The organism is Okibacterium sp. HSC-33S16 (genome assembly GCF_024171565.1).
Taxonomy (GTDB): domain Bacteria; phylum Actinomycetota; class Actinomycetes; order Actinomycetales; family Microbacteriaceae; genus Mycetocola_A.
The window spans coordinates 578,289-595,850 of record NZ_JALJZZ010000001.1 but is presented as its reverse complement, the minus strand read 5'-3'; the positions used below and the strand labels follow the sequence as shown (position 1 = coordinate 595,850).

15 protein-coding genes and 1 tRNA gene are annotated in these 17,562 nt (G+C 62.8%); 4 read left to right on the top strand and 12 right to left on the bottom strand.

Annotated elements, in window-relative coordinates:
* The first annotated feature begins 76 nt into the window (after positions 1-76).
* On the top strand, positions 77-2,347 hold the full coding sequence (gene treS / locus L1277_RS02900) for a maltose alpha-D-glucosyltransferase (protein WP_253374835.1): 2,271 nt from the start codon (positions 77-79) through the stop codon (positions 2,345-2,347).
* A gap of 283 nt (positions 2,348-2,630) precedes the next feature.
* Positions 2,631-4,829 (top strand): LGFP repeat-containing protein, encoded by a 2,199-nt coding sequence (locus L1277_RS02895; protein ID WP_253374834.1) that lies wholly within the window; start codon positions 2,631-2,633, stop codon positions 4,827-4,829.
* 39 nt (positions 4,830-4,868) lie between these two features.
* On the opposite strand, the gene L1277_RS02890 is transcribed toward L1277_RS02895, so the two are convergent.
* From L1277_RS02890 to L1277_RS02880, 3 genes are all read right to left on the bottom strand, one after another.
* Positions 4,869-6,278: an APC family permease gene (locus L1277_RS02890; RefSeq protein WP_253374833.1), complete on the bottom strand. Its 1,410-nt coding sequence runs from the start codon at positions 6,276-6,278 to the stop codon at positions 4,869-4,871.
* A 431-nt stretch (positions 6,279-6,709) separates the two neighbouring features.
* On the bottom strand, positions 6,710-7,207 hold the full coding sequence (locus L1277_RS02885) for an NUDIX domain-containing protein (RefSeq protein WP_253374832.1): 498 nt from the start codon (positions 7,205-7,207) through the stop codon (positions 6,710-6,712).
* A 276-nt stretch (positions 7,208-7,483) separates the two neighbouring features.
* On the bottom strand, positions 7,484-8,401 hold the full coding sequence (locus L1277_RS02880; RefSeq protein ID WP_253374831.1) for a MetQ/NlpA family ABC transporter substrate-binding protein: 918 nt from the start codon (positions 8,399-8,401) through the stop codon (positions 7,484-7,486).
* Between the two features lie 375 nt (positions 8,402-8,776).
* On the opposite strand from L1277_RS02880, the gene L1277_RS02875 reads away from it, so the two are divergent.
* Positions 8,777-9,046 carry a hypothetical protein gene (locus L1277_RS02875; protein WP_253374830.1) on the top strand — a complete coding sequence of 90 codons (270 nt, stop codon included), beginning with the start codon at positions 8,777-8,779 and terminating at the stop codon, positions 9,044-9,046.
* 49 nt (positions 9,047-9,095) lie between these two features.
* On the opposite strand, the gene L1277_RS15560 is transcribed toward L1277_RS02875, so the two are convergent.
* The 9 genes from L1277_RS15560 to L1277_RS02835 all read right to left on the bottom strand — a co-directional run bounded on the left by L1277_RS15560 (position 9,096) and on the right by L1277_RS02835 (position 16,866).
* The gene (locus L1277_RS15560) at positions 9,096-9,218 is read right to left on the bottom strand and encodes a hypothetical protein (RefSeq protein WP_256481323.1); all 123 of its coding nucleotides are present in this window, start codon (positions 9,216-9,218) and stop codon (positions 9,096-9,098) included.
* On the bottom strand, positions 9,215-9,493 hold the full coding sequence (locus tag L1277_RS02870) for a peptide methionine sulfoxide reductase (protein WP_253374829.1): 279 nt from the start codon (positions 9,491-9,493) through the stop codon (positions 9,215-9,217). Before L1277_RS02870 ends, L1277_RS15560 begins: the two co-directional genes overlap by 4 nt.
* 179 nt (positions 9,494-9,672) lie before the next feature.
* Positions 9,673-9,744, bottom strand: a tRNA-Gln gene (locus L1277_RS02865).
* Between the two features lie 59 nt (positions 9,745-9,803).
* Positions 9,804-10,712: an NAD(P)/FAD-dependent oxidoreductase gene (locus tag L1277_RS02860; protein ID WP_253374828.1), complete on the bottom strand. Its 909-nt coding sequence runs from the start codon at positions 10,710-10,712 to the stop codon at positions 9,804-9,806.
* Positions 10,709-12,229, bottom strand: coding sequence for a glutamate--tRNA ligase (gene gltX, locus L1277_RS02855; protein ID WP_253374827.1), 1,521 nt, complete (start codon positions 12,227-12,229; stop codon positions 10,709-10,711). The genes L1277_RS02860 and gltX overlap by 4 nt, the downstream gene beginning before the upstream one ends.
* A 45-nt stretch (positions 12,230-12,274) precedes the next feature.
* On the bottom strand, positions 12,275-13,033 hold the full coding sequence (locus tag L1277_RS02850) for a fumarylacetoacetate hydrolase family protein (RefSeq protein WP_253374826.1): 759 nt from the start codon (positions 13,031-13,033) through the stop codon (positions 12,275-12,277).
* 18 nt (positions 13,034-13,051) lie between these two features.
* Complete coding sequence (locus tag L1277_RS02845; RefSeq protein ID WP_253374825.1) at positions 13,052-14,173, bottom strand: branched-chain amino acid aminotransferase; 1,122 nt, start codon at positions 14,171-14,173, stop codon at positions 13,052-13,054.
* A 44-nt stretch (positions 14,174-14,217) separates the two neighbouring features.
* Positions 14,218-15,273 (bottom strand): 3-isopropylmalate dehydrogenase, encoded by a 1,056-nt coding sequence (locus L1277_RS02840; protein WP_253374824.1) that lies wholly within the window; start codon positions 15,271-15,273, stop codon positions 14,218-14,220.
* Positions 15,274-15,318: 45 nt separating this feature from the next.
* The gene (locus tag L1277_RS02835; RefSeq protein ID WP_253374823.1) at positions 15,319-16,866 is read right to left on the bottom strand and encodes an MFS transporter; all 1,548 of its coding nucleotides are present in this window, start codon (positions 16,864-16,866) and stop codon (positions 15,319-15,321) included.
* Positions 16,867-16,937: 71 nt separating this feature from the next.
* Between L1277_RS02835 and L1277_RS02830 the strand changes: the two genes are divergently transcribed.
* Positions 16,938-17,528 (top strand): TetR/AcrR family transcriptional regulator, encoded by a 591-nt coding sequence (locus L1277_RS02830; protein WP_253374822.1) that lies wholly within the window; start codon positions 16,938-16,940, stop codon positions 17,526-17,528.
* Positions 17,529-17,562: the final 34 nt, after the last annotated feature.

Here is a 17,562-nt window from a genome sequence, read left to right as displayed (position 1 = left end):
GGATAACCGGCATACTCGTGCTTACGCAGAACGGTCGACCGCCGTTTGGTATGCACGGGCAGAGGAGCACGCCACGATGACTGACGAACCCGAGATCGAGATCGAGATCGAGCCAATCGAAATCACGTACGACGAAGATCTCTATCCGGCGCGTCCCAAGCGCCTCCGCCCGCGCTCAAACATGCGGGCGAGCAGCATTCGCCGGTCATTTTCCGATCCGCGTTCTGCGGACGCATCGAACCCCTCGTACGTCGAGTGGCTGATCCGGCAATCCATGCTTCGCGACGCCGAGGTCCTCGGCCGCGGTCTCTCCGGCCAGCCAAGCATGTGGCGCAACCCCTACGCGCGACCTGACGCGCGGCGAGCCATCCAGACGGCGTCGGTCTGGTTCACGGCATACCCAATTTCGCTCATCACCGCCTCCGGGCAGTCCTACCTCGCTGCCCTCGGCGACGAGGAACTGTGGAAGGCGTTCCAGAAGATCGGCATCACTGCCGTGCACACCGGGCCGGTCAAGCAGGCCGGCGGCATCACCGGCTGGACGAGCACCGCAAGCGTCGACGGTCACTTCGACCGCATCAGCACCCAGATCGACCCGGCGTTCGGTTCCGACGACGAATTCCGTCAGCTCTCCGATGTTGCCGACCAGTATGGCGGAAGCGTCATCGACGACATCGTCCCGGGTCACACTGGCAAGGGCGCCGACTTCCGACTGGCCGAAATGGGGTACAAGGACTACCCGGGCATCTACCACATGGTCGAAATCCCGGAAGAAGACTGGCACGAACTCCCCGACGTTCCCGAGCACCGCGATTCGGTCAACCTGGATCCGGCGACAGAAGCACGCCTCGCCGACCTGGGGTACATCATCGGCCAGCTGCAGCGGGTCATCTTCTACTCCCCCGGCCACAAGGAAACAAACTGGAGCGTCACGGCCCCGGTCCTCGGCGCCGACGGCCGAACCCGCCGCTGGGTGTACCTGCACTACTTCAAGCAGGGCCAGCCCTCGATCAACTGGCTCGACCCGACCTTCGCCGGCATGCGCCTGGTCATCGGCGACGCGCTGCACTCCCTGGGTGACCTCGGCTCGAGCGCACTGCGTCTCGACGCCAACGGATTCCTCGGCGTGGAGAAGAGCGCTGAGGGGTCACCGGCCTGGTCTGAGGGCCACCCGCTCTCCGAGGCGGCCAACCACGTCATTGCGAGCATGGTGCGCAAAGTCGGCGGTTTCTCCTTCCAGGAGCTCAACCTCACGATGGAGGACATTCGCGACACCGGCCGTGTCGGCGCCGACCTTTCCTACGACTTCATCAACCGACCCGCCTACCAGCACGCTCTGGCCATGGGCGACACGGAGTTCCTCCGGCTTACCCTCCGCACCTCACTCTCCACCGGTGTCGAGCCGGTCAGCCTGGTGCACGCCCTCCAAAACCACGACGAGTTGACCTACGAGCTGGTGCACTGGGCAACACTGCACCGCAACGACGTCTACCCGTTCCGCGACGAGGACATCACCGGGGCGCAGCTTGCCGAAACCATCAGGGCTGACCTGGTGGAGAAGCTCACCGGCGATGCTGCCGATTACAATCTCGTTTTTACGACCAACGGAATTGCGTGCACGACAGCATCCGCTATCGCAGCTGCCCAGGGATTGACGACGCTCGACGCCATCACCGAAGAGCACATCGACAACATCCGCAAGGCTCATCTTCTTCTCGTCATGTTCAACGCCTGGCAGCCCGGGGTGTTCGCACTGAGCGCCTGGGATCTGCTGGGCATGCTGCCGTTGCCGTCCGAGCAGGTGAAGGACCTCATCGCCGAAGGTGACACGCGCTGGGTACACCGGGGCGCGCACGATCTGATGGACTCCGAACCCGAAGCGAATTCTTCCAGTTCGGGGATGCCTCGTGGCCGTTCGCTGTACGGTTCGCTTCCGCATCAGCTCGACGATGAGAACTCATTCGCCAGCCAGGTCGCTCGTATTCTCGAGACCCGCAGCACGCTCGGACTCGACATCGGCACGCAGCTCGACATCCCGGACGTCGCCCACCCCGGGATGCTCGTGATGGTGCACCGGCTCGACGGTGGCGACCCGACCCTCGAGGACGCACGGCTCCAGGTGACCGTTCTCAACTTCACGGGTGAGACGATCGAAGGAACCGTGCGATCATCTGCGCTCACGCCGCGACGGATCGTCTACAACGCCCAGACCGGTGAGGAGATCGGTCACGTCGACGACCTGCAGAGCTTCACCGTGCGCCTCGAACCGTATGCAGGATTGTTCCTGCTCGGTCGGGACCCGGATGAGGAGCCCATCGAACCGATGGACGCTCTCGTCGAGAACTGATCTCTCCCGCGCCGCACAGCAGAGCCTCGCTTGCCGGGGCTCTGCTGCGTTAACCGGTGACCGCCGAGCAGCATCATGCAGTGATCTGAGCGGATGCCCGTTCATCGGCATCGAAGCGCACCTGACGAACACGGCGGGCCGGCCGACAGTATGACGAGAAGCCGAACCCAAGACGCCTCACTCGTTTCAAGGATCAACCATTAACACCCCTCCGTTTCCGCTCCGTGCACAGCGCCGCGGAAGCCTGCCACGACGGGCTGCAGTCATCGTTGCAGTCGTTGCGGTGATCGCCGTCGTTCTGGCCACGGGGGCCGTGCTGTCTGCGCGTGCGGATGCGCCGGTCTTCAACGCCGGAAACATCATCGATGACGCGGTCTTCTACAACGCGCAGTCGATGACCGAGAGCGAAATCCAGAATTTTCTCGACGACAAAGGCAGCGCCTGCGAGGCCACCGATTGCCTTCGGGCAGCGACCTTCGCCACCACCCCGAGACCTGCGGATGCGATGTGCTCGCGATACAACGGCGGGTCGAGGGAGTCTGCTGCCCGCATTATTTCCTCGGTCGCAACCGCCTGCGGCATCAACCCGCAGGTGCTTCTTGTCCTGATGGAGAAGGAGCAGGGTCTCGTTACGACGACGAGGCCCACCGAACGGAAGTACACCATCGCGATGGGCTACGGATGCCCCGACACGGCCCCGTGCGACAGTGAATACTTCGGATTCTTCAACCAAGTGTACAAGTCAGCGTCCCAGTTCATTCGTTACACCAACCCGGAGGGTACGTCGAAAGCGTTCACTCAGTACGCTCCCGGAAAAAGGGTCGCCATTCGATGGTCACCCACCGCGTCATGCGGCTCATCTGAGGTGCACATCGAGAATATGGCGACGGCTTCTCTCTACACCTACACTCCGTACCAGCCGAACGCGGCCGCACTCGCGGCGGGGACGGGTACCGGAGATGCGTGCTCCGCCTATGGAAACCGCAACTTTTTCAATCTCTTCACGACGTGGTTCGGATCGGTCCGCGCGGGTTCCACGCCGGTCGCGCAGCGGGGGCCGTTGCGTTTCAGCACAGCGCCAGAGCTGTCTCAGGCTGCTGACGGTCTGGGCGTCGCGACCAGCGAAGTGCTGACTTATACCGACGGCGGAATCGGCCAGGCATTCACATCGGGCTGGGCGTACTGGGAAAAGTCTACCGACACCGCAACGGCGACCACCGGCGACCTCGGTGAGGCGTACAACCTCACCGGAGGACCGGCGGGGTTCCTCGGATATCCCGCCAGCCCTGCCAAGGAGCACTCGCAGACGTTCCGGAATGGCGTCCTCTACTCGTCCACAGAGACGGGTGTGCGATTCGTTCTGCGAGACTTTCACTCAGCCCTCACTACGGCGGGCGGCGTCAGCGGTCCGCTCGGATACCCGACGACGAACACTCAGACACAAGGCGATCAGTCGAGCCAGTCTTTCGAACACGGATGGCTTCACCGCGCGTCGGCCGACGGCGAGATTATCGCTGTGACGGGCGCGATCGGTGATCTTTACGTGGTTGAGAACGGTCCATCCGGGGTGCTCGGGGCCCCCCTCGCACCCGCATCTGTCCTCTCGACCGGTTTGACACAACAAGAATTTGAAAACGGTATTGCCATCCATACCCCGGAGCAGGGCGCGCAATACCTCCTGACGGCAGCCGCCAACGTCTATGGTGAGCGCGGAGGGGCTGCCGGGTCCCTCGGATCACCCGCGGGCAGTACTGTGACGTACAAGAACGGAACGATCGGCCAGAAGTTCTCGAACGGGTGGCTGTTCATTTCCCGCCGAACCGGCATCCATCAGACCACCGGCACCATCGGCGAAACCTATGAACGCCTCGGTGGCCCGGATAGCGCCCTGGGCTCTCCCACTGACGCCGCGGACACTGCATCCGGCGTCACCCGTCAGCCGTTCAAGAACGGGGCCATTATTCAGGTGGGCGACACCGCCCACATGGTCCTCGACCGGGTCATTGCCCTCTATGACAAAACCAGTGAGACGCTGGGCGCGCCGGTAACCGATACCACCACGTACCCGTCAGGCAAGTCGGGTCAACAATTCGAACGCGGCTTCATCTATGTCTCTCAGGCGGACGGCGCGCGAATCGTCTCGGGGCTGATCGCTACCCGCTACGCGGAGCTTGGTGGGCCGGACGGTCAGCTCGGCATGCCAACAGGCGACGTTCGTACCGTCGACGGTCGCGGGCAGAGCCAGCAATTCAAGAACGGCGTACTCTATTCATCGCTTACCGGCGGCACGCACGTCATGACGGCTGAGTTCGCTGTCCAGCATCGACGCCTCGGCGGAGGACTCTCCGAGCTCGGCCACCCGACGGGCGATACCGTCTCCCACGAGGACGGAACGGTCACGCAAACGTTCCAACGCGGTGAACTCCGTTGGACGTCTCAAGACGGCTTCGAGGTGCTTTCTCGGCCGATTTCGCGTGGTTGAACTGCCGTTAACGGTTAAAGCTCGAGAGCGCGGTCGCCGCTATGTGTGGCTCTCACGGCGGCGTCTACTCATCGTGTAGAGCCGCTCGGCTCCCCACAGCAAAACGCCGATTCCCAGGAGCACAACCGCGATCCAGTACTGCCCCACCGGCCGCCCCGAAGTCCACGGGAGAACCAGATAAAGGCAGGTGAGTGTTCCGATAATCGGCAGGACCACCGGCGTCCGGAAGGTTTTGTGATCGACGGGCTGCCGACGCAGCACGAGCACAGCAACGTTCACCACGGCGAAAACGGTGAGGAGCAGCAACGAGGTTGTTCCGCCAAGCAACGCGACGATCGATCCCTCAGCGTCAAGTGAAACGTAGACGATCAGGCCGATGGCCAGTGCGCTGGTGAAGAGGATCGCCGCCCAGGGGGTGCGCCGCTTGGGCGCGACCTTCGACAGGAACGGCGGCAAGACCTGTTGCCGGCTCATGCCGTAGAGCAAACGGCTTGCCATCATCATGTTGATCAGCGCGGTATTGGCGACGGCGAACATGGAAATGAACGGGAGAAGGTCGTTGATGGGGAAACCCGGTGCCGCCGCCTCGACCGCAGTAACCAGAGGAGTCTCGCTGCCGACCAAATCACCGATGGGCACCAGAGCCACCACGGTGATCGAAACGAGGACGTAGATCACCGCCGCGATCCCAAGTCCCGTCAACATCATCTTGGGGAAGATCCGGCTCGGGTCTTTGGTCTCCTCGGCCATGTTGACCGAGTCCTCAAAACCAACCATCGCGAAGAATGCCAACGACGTGGCTGTGCTGACCGCGAGCAATACGTTCTTGTCCTCGGGAGTTTCGAACGCGACAACCTGCGACCAGTCAGCGTTACCGCCCGCGATTGCCCACATACCGATCAGGATGACGAGGAGAAGACCGGAGAGCTCCACGAGAGTCAACACAACGTTGAGCCACACACTCTCGGCGACGCCGCGCAGATTGACCACGGTGATCAGGACGATGAATGCGAGCGCGATGAGCATCGTCGTCACCGTCTCGTCAGGGATCCCGAAAGCCACGGCGAGGTTCGCCGCGAACGCGCGGGAGGCCGTTGATGCTGACGTGATTCCGGAGGACATCACCACGAAGCAGACGATGAACGTGAAGAAGTGGATACCGAACGCCTTATGCGTATACAACGCAGCGCCCGCTGCCTGAGGGTATTTCGTGACAAGTTCGAGGTACGAGAAGGCAGTCACCGTTGCCACGGCGAAGGCGAGCAGGAATGGGAGCCAGGCAGCGCCTCCCACTTCAGCGGCGACTTGGCCCGTGAGTGCATAGATGCCCGTGCCGAGGATGTCCCCGACGATGAACAGGAGCAGCAGTCCCGGTCCGAGCACCCTCTTCAGCTCGGGTTGTTCCGGTTCGACAGTCTTAACCACTTGGGTCCAGGACGGATCGCTCATTTGGGGCCTCCTTTGTCGAACCAAGATGAGCACACTTGAGTGCTGTGCAGCAACCCTCGGTGTGCGAGCGAACTACACGGCAGCACTTCTGGTAGAAGGCTCTCATGATGCCCTGCTGCGCAACAGGTTAAGGAGTATCGATCCTTCTGCTCTTCGAATTGCTTGCGGCGTGCCGCTCGTTGCCACTCGGGACAACGTCATTTCGGTCGGTCCAGTCGGCTTTCTTAGTGCATACGGGATATCCCGTGCTCGTCGATCGCGGCCAGCCCTTCCCGAAGATCGCGATGAGCTCGAGAATTTCGAGCGGACCCACGACGATATCAAGCGGGCTACGACCTCGGAGAGTTCCGGCCTCTGACTGATCGGCTATCACATCAGCGTCTCAGACGAGCGCTGGTGCCGTCCCGCCGCGAGGTGCTCGGCGCGTACTCCTAACCGCGAGCTGAATCACCGAGACGGCCTTCGGCCCGTAACATCTGCGTCAGGGCATCGAGCACGGCGACCTGCCCGCGAACGAGCTTTGTGCGGGCGTCTTCAAGCCCCACCCACCGCGCATCGTCCACCTCGGGGAATTCCTTCAACACCCCGGATCCTTTGGGCCATTCCAATTCGAAAGTGTTGCTCTGCACCCGATCAACATCGAAGTCTGCCTCCGCCGCAAAGACGGTTACGATCTTGCCCGAGGGCTGCGGGAATTTACCCAAACAGGAATAGGGCGCGTCAGGGGCTGGCACACCGATCTCCTCTTCAAACTCCCGCCGAGCCGCCACGAATGGGTCTTCTCCAGTGTCGAATTCCCCCTTCGGGATCGACCAAGCCGCGGCCTGCTTTCTTGCCCAAAACGGACCGCCCATGTGGGCGATCCACACCTTCAGCTCCGCCTCATCTGTCAGTCGGTACAGCAGGATGCCCGCGCTCGACACAACCACGGCGTCTCCTCTCCACCAGAGTTTCTGTTTCCGTAAGCTCTCCGGTGCGCAAACTTTATCTGTGTAGGCGGGACGCTACTCGCAGTAGCCCATCAAATCATGCGACCTCGTGGATCACGGGCCAAGTTGGAGGCTCCGTCCGCATGCTGCTGGAGGTTCCGTGCGCGCTGGCCACGACCCCAGCCACGCCGACGGTCCTCGGATGAAGGCTTCATCAAGCTGAGAGGCACCGGACCCGTAGCTCCAGCGCCTCTCGCCTCTCGTGCCGAGTCGCGGCTAACCCTGCTTTGCGATGTTTTCCTGCTCGGTCTTAAGCGAGGTACTCAGATCCTTGACATCGCTCTTCACAATCACGGCCGTGCCGCCCGAGTTTTCAATCACGCCGTCTGTGACAGCTTTCGTGTTCTGGTAGATCTCAACGAGCTTCTTGTACGTCTCGTTGTCCGCATCCTCAGCACGTGCGGCGAAGATGTTGACGTACGGAAGCGCATTGGGGTCGGACGGGTCGTCCTGTGCAATCGCATCGCTTGCTTCGAGACCGGAGTCGACGATGAAGTCGTTGTTGATGATTGCCGCTGCGACGTCGGGAAGGGACGTCGCCGTGAGGGTGGGGTCCAGTTCAGTGACTTTGACACGCGACGTCGATTCATCGATCTCGGCAACCGTTGAATAGGTGCTTCCACCTCCCGTGAGGGTTATCAAGTCGGCTGACTGCAGCACGAGGAGGGCGCGGGCCAGGTTGCTGGGGTCGTTCGGAACGGCGACGGTGGCACCATCCGGGATATCCTCCACGCTGTCGTACTGTGTCGAGTACAGGCCGAGCGGGTAGATCGCTGTCGACCCGACGGGGACGAGGTCCTCGTCATTGGCTTCGTTGAACTGCGCCAAGTAGATGATGTGCTGGAACTGGTTGAGGTCGAGTTCACCTTGGGCCAGTGCCGGATTCGGCTGGTTGTAGTCCGAGAAGTCGACGAGTTCGACGGTGATCCCTTCATCAGCTGCTGCGTCGACGTAAGTCTCCCAGTACGGGTCGCTCGCACCGACGACACCGATTTTGACGGTTTCGTTTTCAGCCGATGTGTCCTCGGAGGCACCGGCGCTTCCAACGCAACCCGCCAGGAGCGCTGCAAGTGGTACGACGGCCAGCGAGGCAAGGATGCGTATTTTGAGTTTCTTGGGGGATGACTTCGTCACGGTGGCTCCTATTTTTCGCGCTTGGGGTATGGGGTGCGGTGCATACCGTCAGATAGATGATTCGGAACCACACATCTCCGGGTTCGGGGTGTGGGTCATCCCGCATCGACTGTGGCTCTACAGCCAAAATATCTGGCGAAGCTTCGGATCCGGACCACGTTCGTCACGTTCCGTAACAGACCCTTTCGTCGCCAAGCCGCGCCGCCTCAGAACCTTCGGAGAGTAGCGACAGAAGTTGAGCGACCGAAGAGCGAGGCGGCCGCCACCGTCCCCGCAATTGAAGATATTTCTGGCCGGGATGAGGGCGGACCGGCTGACACCTCGGGTGCAGGCGAGGTCGACCAACCGCCTTACGAAGCGGGAGATGATAGACGCATGTCTTCCTTCATCGCACGCCCCTCAAATCCGACCGCCTGGGCCGCCTTCTGGTTCGCGCTGGCTGGCCTCGTGCTCATGCCTATCCCCCTGTTCATCGGGCTGATTCTTGGCGGCGGACTGTCCGTCATCGCCGCGATTCTGGCCGTTATTGCGCTCTTCAAGGGGATTGCGCGTAACGGCAAAGGCATCGCCCCCGTCGTATTCGCAGGGATCTTCATTGCAATCACGTGGGCCGGCATCTCGGTCGGCGGCGGCACGATCTGGTAGGGCGACTGACCGGCACGACCGCCGCGGACCGCGTCGATAGCCGGCGCCTTCAGTATCCAACTGGCGTGTTCTCAGCGAAGACGTCACGTGCCGTCAACTGCGCGTTGAGTTCAGTCGTGGCACGCGCGCCGCCGATGACGTTATTGCGTACAGGGCACGCGATATCGCTCACCCTTCCAGGGTTTCCGCGGCATCACGCAGAAGCTGCATGACTTTCTCTGCGGGCACCTCGCATGGTCTGAGAAAGTAGCCCTCAGAAGTAATCCACACGTTTGCGCCGAAATGCTCGCTGTCGCCGAGACGGTCGGCATCAAGGGACATGACCTTGCCGCCCGCTCGCGTTGTACGCGTGACACCCCAGTCCTGGCCTGCCATCCGTACCCGCGTCCAGCCCTCTGGTATCGCCCTGATCAGCGCGTCAAGCTCGTGATCCGGTTCTGCATTCATGCCCTCCATTCTCGCCCCTGAGACTGGCGAGCCCTGATGCATCAGGTGGGCGCCGGCGATTGCCCCGGTATCCAAGGCACTCTCGTACAGGCCACGAAGCGGTGACGAGGCAAGCAAAAACGTGGGAGGCGCCAACGACGGCGAAACAAAAAACCCCCGCCGAAGCGAGGGTCTTACTGCTGGGGTACCTGGACTCGAACCAAGAACAAATGAACCAGAATCATCCGTGTTGCCAATTACACCATACCCCAAGGGCCTTTAGGTATTACCCCCGGCCGAGAGTCAACTGTAGCCTAACCGCGACCCACTCTCAAATTGAGTCACGCACGATGGCAGCCGAGACCCGCGCACCGGCGCCTGCGGCGACGATGAGCTGCTCCGGTCCTGGTGGAGTGATGTCTCCAGCGGCATATAAGCCCGGGACATTCGTCCGGCCACCCTGATCCACGAGAAGGAGTCCCAGCTCGTCAGTTCGCGGCTGGAGGGCGTCCAGGTAGGAGTGAGTCGCGTGCCAGAGCGGCCGCACGAACCCCGCTGTGCGAGGAACGATCGTTCCATCGACGAGCTTCAGTCCGCTGAGCTGCCCGCGGTCTCCGACGAACTCAGCCACCTCGCGACGTTCGACGGGAATATTGCGATCCGAAAGCATCCGCTCATCGGAATCTGACACGATCCCCACACCGTTCGTGAAGACGATCACGTCGTCTGACCAGACCGTTGCGAGAAGTGCGCGTTCGTACAGATCGTCGCTCTCGCCAATGATGGCGAGCTCCTCCCCCACCTTTTCGTAACCGTCGCACTCGAAGCAGCTGTGCAGAGCGGTGCCGTAGTAGGCACGCATGTTGCCAATCGCCGGCAGCGTTTCGGTGAGCCCGGTCGCGACGAGCACGCGACGCGTCACCACGTCGCGATCAGCCGAGCCGCGGATGCCCTCGGCCTCGACCCGGAATCCGTCGTCGTGTGCAGTCACCCGCGTGACGCGGGCGAACTGCACGTCGGCGTTGGCATACCCGGCGACTTCCTCACGCCCGATCTTGCGCAACTCGAGCGGTGAGACACCGTCACGGGTGAGAAACCCGTGTGAAAACAGTGTGGCCGCGTTACGCGGGCGGTTTCCGTCGAGGAGGAGCACCCGCTTGCGAGCGCGCACGAGGTTCAGCGCGGCGGAGAGCCCGGCAGGCCCACCGCCGATCACGACGACGTCGAAGGTCTCGCTCACGACGCGAGGTGGGTCTTCAGTCGCTCGAGGCGTGCGAGAGCGTCAGCCTTGCCGAGGATGTGCATGGACTCGAACAACGGCGGGGACACCCGGCGGCCCGAGACGGCGACGCGGAGGGGGCCATAGGCAATGCGGGGCTTGAGCCCCAGCCCTTCGATCAGCGTCGCAGCGAGTGCGCCCTGGATGTTTGTCGCATTCCAGTCAGCATCGTTGATGTCGGCGAGAGCGGTGAGCGACGCATCGAGCACCTCGGTGGCATTCTGCGGAAGGCTTTTCAGCGCGTCGTCCTGATAAACGAAGCCCGTGGCATCCGTGAATAGGAATCCGAGCATTCCGGGAGCTTCGCCGAGCAAGGCGATGCGTTCCTGAACCAGCGGGGCCGCTTCGGCAAGGATGCGGCGCTGGTCGTCGGTGAGCGGTTCGGTGAGGATGCCCGCATCCACCAGGTACGGAATGGTGCGTTCTGCGAAGTCGTCAGCGGCCAGCAAACGAATGTGGTCGCCGTTGATCGACTCCGCCTTTTTCAGGTCGAAGCGCGCAGGGCTCGGGTTGACGTCGACAACATCGAACGCTGCGACCATTTCGTCGAGCGAAAACACATCGCGGTCAGCCGAGAGACCCCACCCGAGTAGTGCGAGGTAGTTGACGAGTCCTTCAGGGATGAAACCACGGTCTTTGTGGTGGAACAGGTTCGACTCGGGGTCACGCTTGGAGAGTTTTTTGTTGCCCTCACCCATGACGTAGGGAAGGTGACCGAAGCGCGGCACGAACGTGGTCAGTCCGATGTCGATGAGCGCGTGATAGAGCGCGATCTGTCGGGGGGTCGATGGCAGGAGGTCTTCGCCGCGGAGGACGTGGGTGATACCCATCAGAGCGTCGTCGACCGGGTTCACGAAGGGGTACAGCGGCTGCCCGTTCGGACGCACGACGACAAAGTCCGTGAAGGAACCGGCCGGGAAGGTGATCTCACCACGGACAAGGTCGTCAAAGCTCAGGTCGGAGTCGGGCACGCGGAGGCGAAGTGCTGGTGAACGACCTTCGGCGCGGAAGGCCTCCTTCTGCTCCTCGGTGAGGTCGCGGTCGAAGTTGTCGTATCCGAACTGCTTGGGGCGACCGGCAGCCGTGTTGCGGGCGTCGATCTCCTCGGCGTTCGAGAAGCTCTCGTAGACATGACCGGCATCCTTGAGCCGCTCGATCACATCGGAGTAGATGTCGAAACGCTGCGACTGGCGGTACGGACCCTGGTCTCCGCCGACTCCCTCACCCTCGTCCCAGTCAAGCTCGAGCCAACGCAGTGCGTCGAGGATCTGCTGGTAGCTCTCTTCACTGTCTCGCGCCGCGTCGGTGTCTTCGATACGGAAGATCAATTTGCCGCCGGTGTGCCGCGCGTATGCCCAGTTGAAAAGGGCCGTGCGGATCAGTCCGACGTGGGGCGTACCTGTCGGGGAAGGGCAAAATCGAACGCGAACGTCCGTGCCGGTGGCCGTGGAGAACTGGGGTGTAGTTGCGCTGGACATCAGGGTTAATCCTAGTCGCTCAACGCCCGGCGCCCCGGGGATACGCTAGACGGCGGCGTTCCTCAGAGTGCCGAGCCCGCCGATTTCCACCTCGACCACGTCGCCCGATACGATCGGCCCCACGCCCGCCGGTGTACCGGTGAGAATGACGTCACCAGGGAGAAGGGTGAAGACAGCCGACGCGTACGCGATGATCTCGGCAACCGAGTGGATCATGTCGGTGAGCGGCGCGTTCTGACGAACCTCACCGTTCACCCGGGTCTCGAGGCTTGCGCCGTCAAAGCTGAACTCGGTCTCGATCACCGGGCCGAGGGGGCAGAAGGTGTCGAAGCCCTTCGCTCGGGTCCACTGACCGTCGGAACGCTGGAGGTCGCGCGCGGTGACGTCGTTCGCGATGGTGTAGCCGAAGATGACACTGTCGGCGTCCTCAGCCCGCACATTCTTGGCGACAGACCCGATAACGACGGCCAGCTCGCCCTCGTGCTCGACCTGCCGGGACAGTGACGGGAGCGCGATGCGGTCGTTCGGCCCGATCACCGACGTGTTGGGCTTGAGGAATAGCAGCGGCTCTTCCGGGGCTTCCCCGCCCATCTCCTTGGCGTGGTCCGCGTAGTTCTTACCAACGCACACAACCTTCGACCGAGGAATCACCGGTGCCAAGAGAACGGCGTCGGCGAGCGGGACGCGCTCCCCTGTGGTCTCGAACCCCGAGAACATGGGGTCTCCCGCGAGAACGACAAAGTCCGTCTCGTCGAGGATTCCAAAGTTGATGGCGCCGTCGTGGCTGAAGCGTGCGATTTTCACAGGGATCCTTCTGTCGAATTAAGCGTCGAGCCGGTAGAGCCAGCCGTGGGTGTCTTCGCGGCGGCCGTACTGGATGTCGGTCAGTTCTTCACGAATGCTGAGGGTGAGCTCTCCCGGCTCGGCGTCGGGCGCTCCGATCGAGAAGTCCGGGCTCTTGAGCTCACCGATTGGGGTGATCACCGCGGCCGTACCGCACGCGAACACCTCGGTGATGTCTCCTGACTCGACGCCCTCACGCCATTCGTCGATGGTGACGGCGCGCTCTTCAACCGCGAAGCCGCGGTCGCGCACGAGCTGGAGGATGCTGTCTCGAGTCACGCCTTCGAGGATGCTGCCCGTGAGTTCCGGCGTGACGACCTTTCCGTCCTTGTGGACGAAGAAAATGTTCATGCCGCCAAGCTCTTCAATGCGGTTGTTCGACTCGGCGTCCAGGAAGAGTACCTGGGCGCAGCCGTTCTCGGCCGCTTCCTGCTGGGGCAGCAACGATGCCGCGTAGTTGCCGCCGCACTTGGCTGCACCGGTTCCCCCACGGCTGGCGCGGCTGTATGTGGTGGAAAGCCAAATCGATACCGGCTTCACGCCGCCGGAGAAGTAGGCGCCAGCCGGGCTCGCGATGACGTAATACCCGACGCGCTGTGCCGCACGCACACCGAGGAATGATTCGTTGGCGATCATGAACGGTCGGAGGTACAGGCTCGTGTCGTCACCGTCAGGAACCCAGTTAATGTCTGTGCGCACGAGTTGGGCGATCGACTCGATGAAGTCCTCGACGCTCAGCTCAGGAAGCGCGAGTCGTCGCGCAGATCGCTGGAACCGTTCCGCGTTCTTCTCCGGGCGGAAGGTCCACACAGATCCGTCGGCATGCCGGTACGCCTTGAGGCCTTCGAAGATTTCTTGGGCGTAGTGAAGAACGGATGCTGCGGGGTCCAATTGCAAAGGTCCGTACGGCTGCACCCGTGCGTCATGCCACCCCTCCTCGACGGTCCAGTCGATGGCGACCATGTGGTCGGTGAAGTGCTTTCCGAACCCGGGGTTGGCGAGAATGACTTCGCGTTCGGCCTCGGCGACAACACTGTCGTTCGGCCGCTGCTCAAAGCTGAGCGGGAAGTATTCGGTTTCTGTGTCTGCTGCGAGAGCCATGATTTCGATCCTTCGGTGAGCTGACGCTCAATGTTGCGTTTTGTCTAGTGTGCGCCGAGAGCGCGAGCGATCGCATCCCCGATTTCCGAGGTGCTGCGTGCGCGGGAATCCCGACCGGCAATGTCTGCGGTCACGGCTGTCGTTACCGCCGCTGATTCGTCAACGAGGCCCAGGTGCTCGAGCAGGAGCGCGACGCTGAGGATGGCGGCGGTCGGGTCCGCTTTCTGCTGTCCCGCAATATCGGGGGCTGAACCGTGGACCGGCTCGAACATACTCGGGAAGGCGCCATCCGGGTTAATGTTTCCCGAGGCCGCCAGCCCGATACCACCGCTGATTGCGCCGGCCAGGTCTGTAATGATGTCGCCGAAGAGGTTGTCTGTGACGATCACGTCAAATCTAGCAGGGTCCGTCACCATGAAGATCGTCGCGGCGTCCACGTGCAGATAGTCAACGGTGACCGTCGGGAACTCCACGGCAACCTCGTTCACGATGCGCTGCCACATGCCGCCAGCGAAGGTCAGCACGTTCGTCTTGTGGACGAGCGTGAGTTTGTTTCGCCGTTGGGCCGCCTGCGCGAAAGCGAACCGCACGACACGCTCCACACCGAATGCGGTGTTCACGGATACCTCATTGGCCACTTCATGAGGCGTCCCCTGGCGGATCACTCCACCGTTACCGACGTACGGCCCCTCGGTGCCCTCACGAACCACGACGAAGTCAACATCGCCGGCGTTCGCGAGCGGACTGGGAACGCCGGGATACACCCGCGTGGGCCGCAGGTTGACGTAGTGGTCGAGGGAAAAGCGCAACCGCAGCAGGAGCCCGCGCTCAATGTTGGCGTTTCTCAGTCGGGGGTCACCCGGGACACCGCCCACGGCACCGAGAAGGATGGCGTCGTGCGACGCGATGCTCGCGAGGTCGTCGTCGGTGAGAACGTCCCCGGTCTCGAGGAACCGGCCAGCACCGAGAGAGAACCACGTCTTCTCAAAGGTTGTCCCACTCGCCGCCGTGACAGCATCCAGCACCTTGATCGCTTCAGCGACGACCTCCGGTCCGATCCCATCTCCCGGAATGACTGCAAGCTTGACGGGACCGGGCATGTGCGCTCCATGGGTGCGAAAGGACAAGGATGACTGTGTTCCAGCCTACTGCGCCGCCTCGCCGCTCCCCCGCACGTTGCGGAGCGAGAGTGCACCGACCACGCCGGCGGCGACGATGAGTGCGAAACCGACCCAAGCGGCCAGGCCAACCCCGCTGTCGAACGCAACCCTGGCTGAGTCGAGCAGTCGCGCTCCGATCTCAGCCGGCAGTTCGGCTGCAACCGCCACCGCTCCCCCGAGTGTCTCGGCCGCCGCTCGCGACTGCTCGCCGGTGAGGCCGTCGGGCACGACGACCGCGTTTCGGTACGACGCCGTCAGGATGGTACCGAGCGTCGCCGTTCCGAGCACAGCACCCAGTTCGTACGCCGTCTCCGAGACGGCAGACGCTGCTCCCGCTTTGGCGGCGGGCGCATGGGCGAGGACGAGCTCATTCGAGACGGTCTCTGCCGAACCGATTCCCAAGCCGAGTGCCACAAAGCACAGGGCTATGCCGTTCGCGGAGACGTCGCCGCCGGTGAGGGCAATAGCCCCGTAGCCCAGGGCCGAGAAAGCAAGGGCCACCGGAATCACGATGGTGGGCCGAACGCGCGCCGCGATCGGCACGATGACCAGCCCGGCAACGATCATCGTCAGCAGGCCCGGAACGAGCGCGAATCCGGCAGCGAGGGGCGACAGTCCGAGCACGAGTTGCAGGTGCTGCGTGACGAAGAACAATCCACCGACGAGGGCGATGACGCTGAACAGGTTCACCACAATCGCGCCGCTGAACTGCGGAATCCGGAACAGTGCCATATCGAGCATCGGCGACTCAACCCGGAACTGCCGACGCACAAAGAGCACCCCGGCGACAACGCCAGCGGCAATGCAGGCCACCGCCAGAACGTCGAGCCCCTCTGTCGCAGCGTGCTTGATGCCGTACACCAGCGGCAGCATCGTGCCAAGCGACAGCACAATGCTCACTGGGTCAAGGCGGCCGGGGTTCGGGTCACGGGATTCGGGCACGAGCACTGGGGCGAAAACGAGCAGCGGCAGCAGCACGGGCACCGCGATGAGGAAGACGGAGCCCCACCAGAGCTGCTCGAGCAGCAGCCCACCGATGATGGGCCCGAGCGCACTCCCGGCGGCGAATCCGCTCGCCCACACCGCAATCGCAAGCCGGCGCTGGTCTCGGTCGGTGAAGATGTTGCGGATGAGCGACAGCGTCGACGGCATCAGCATCGCGCCGAAGAACCCCAGGATGGCCCGCGCCGTGATCAGCAACTCAATTGTGGGCGCGAAGGCCGCGATGAGCGACACGACGCCGAAACCCGCCGAACCGATGAGGAGCAGCCGCCGACGCCCGATCCGGTCCCCCAGGCTCCCCATCGAAACGAGCAGTCCAGCGAGCACGAGCGGGTAGATGTCGATCATCCAGAGCAGTTGCGTTCCGCTCGGCGTCAGATCTTCCGAAATGGCGGGCAACGCGAAATTCAGGACCGTGTTGTCCACGGAAACGAGCAGCACGGGCAACATCAGTACGGCAAGAGCCCACCATCCACGTGCCCCGACTCTCTCCGAAACGGAGGCCTGTTGCGTCGGAAGTGACGTGGTCATTGCGGAATTTTCCCTTCACAAATATGGCGTGCGCCTCGACCACTGTACCGGCTGGACGGTACAGTGAACAAGTGACCTCGAACCATGAACACGGAGATGAGCGAATGCCGCGGGCCGCTTCGACCCAGGAGCGCATCCTGATCGCCTATGAAGACCTCCTCCTTGAACTGGGTGAGCGAGGTGCCACTCTCGAGGCGGTCGCCTCCCGCGCCGGCGTCTCAAAGGGCGGCCTGCTCTACCACTTCGGCTCGAAGGAGGCCCTCTCCTCCGGGTTGGTGGAGCGGCTGCACCGGCTCACCGACGAGGACCTGGTGCTGATGATGGCGGCCCCGGCTGGACCGGTCGACTACCTCATCCGCACCTCGATCGACGCATCAAGCCCGCTCGACCGCGCCCTCATCGCCACTTCGCGCCTCGCTCAGGCGGCAGACGCTCGCGCTGGCGAAGCCCTCGCAAGCATCCGGAGCCAATGGCTGGCAGTGATCACCGAGGCGGTTGGCGACCCGGCCACGGCCCGCGCCATCGTACTTGTGAGCGACGGCCTCTATTTCAACTCGGCCATGCGCGGCATGGGAACGCCCGACCCCGCCGACGTGTCTGCCGAGGGCATCGACAGCCTTCTCACAGTTCTCGACCGATTCTCCACCCCTAGCGTGGATTAATCCTCCGCCAGTACTGTGTCGGCAGACCGGTTTC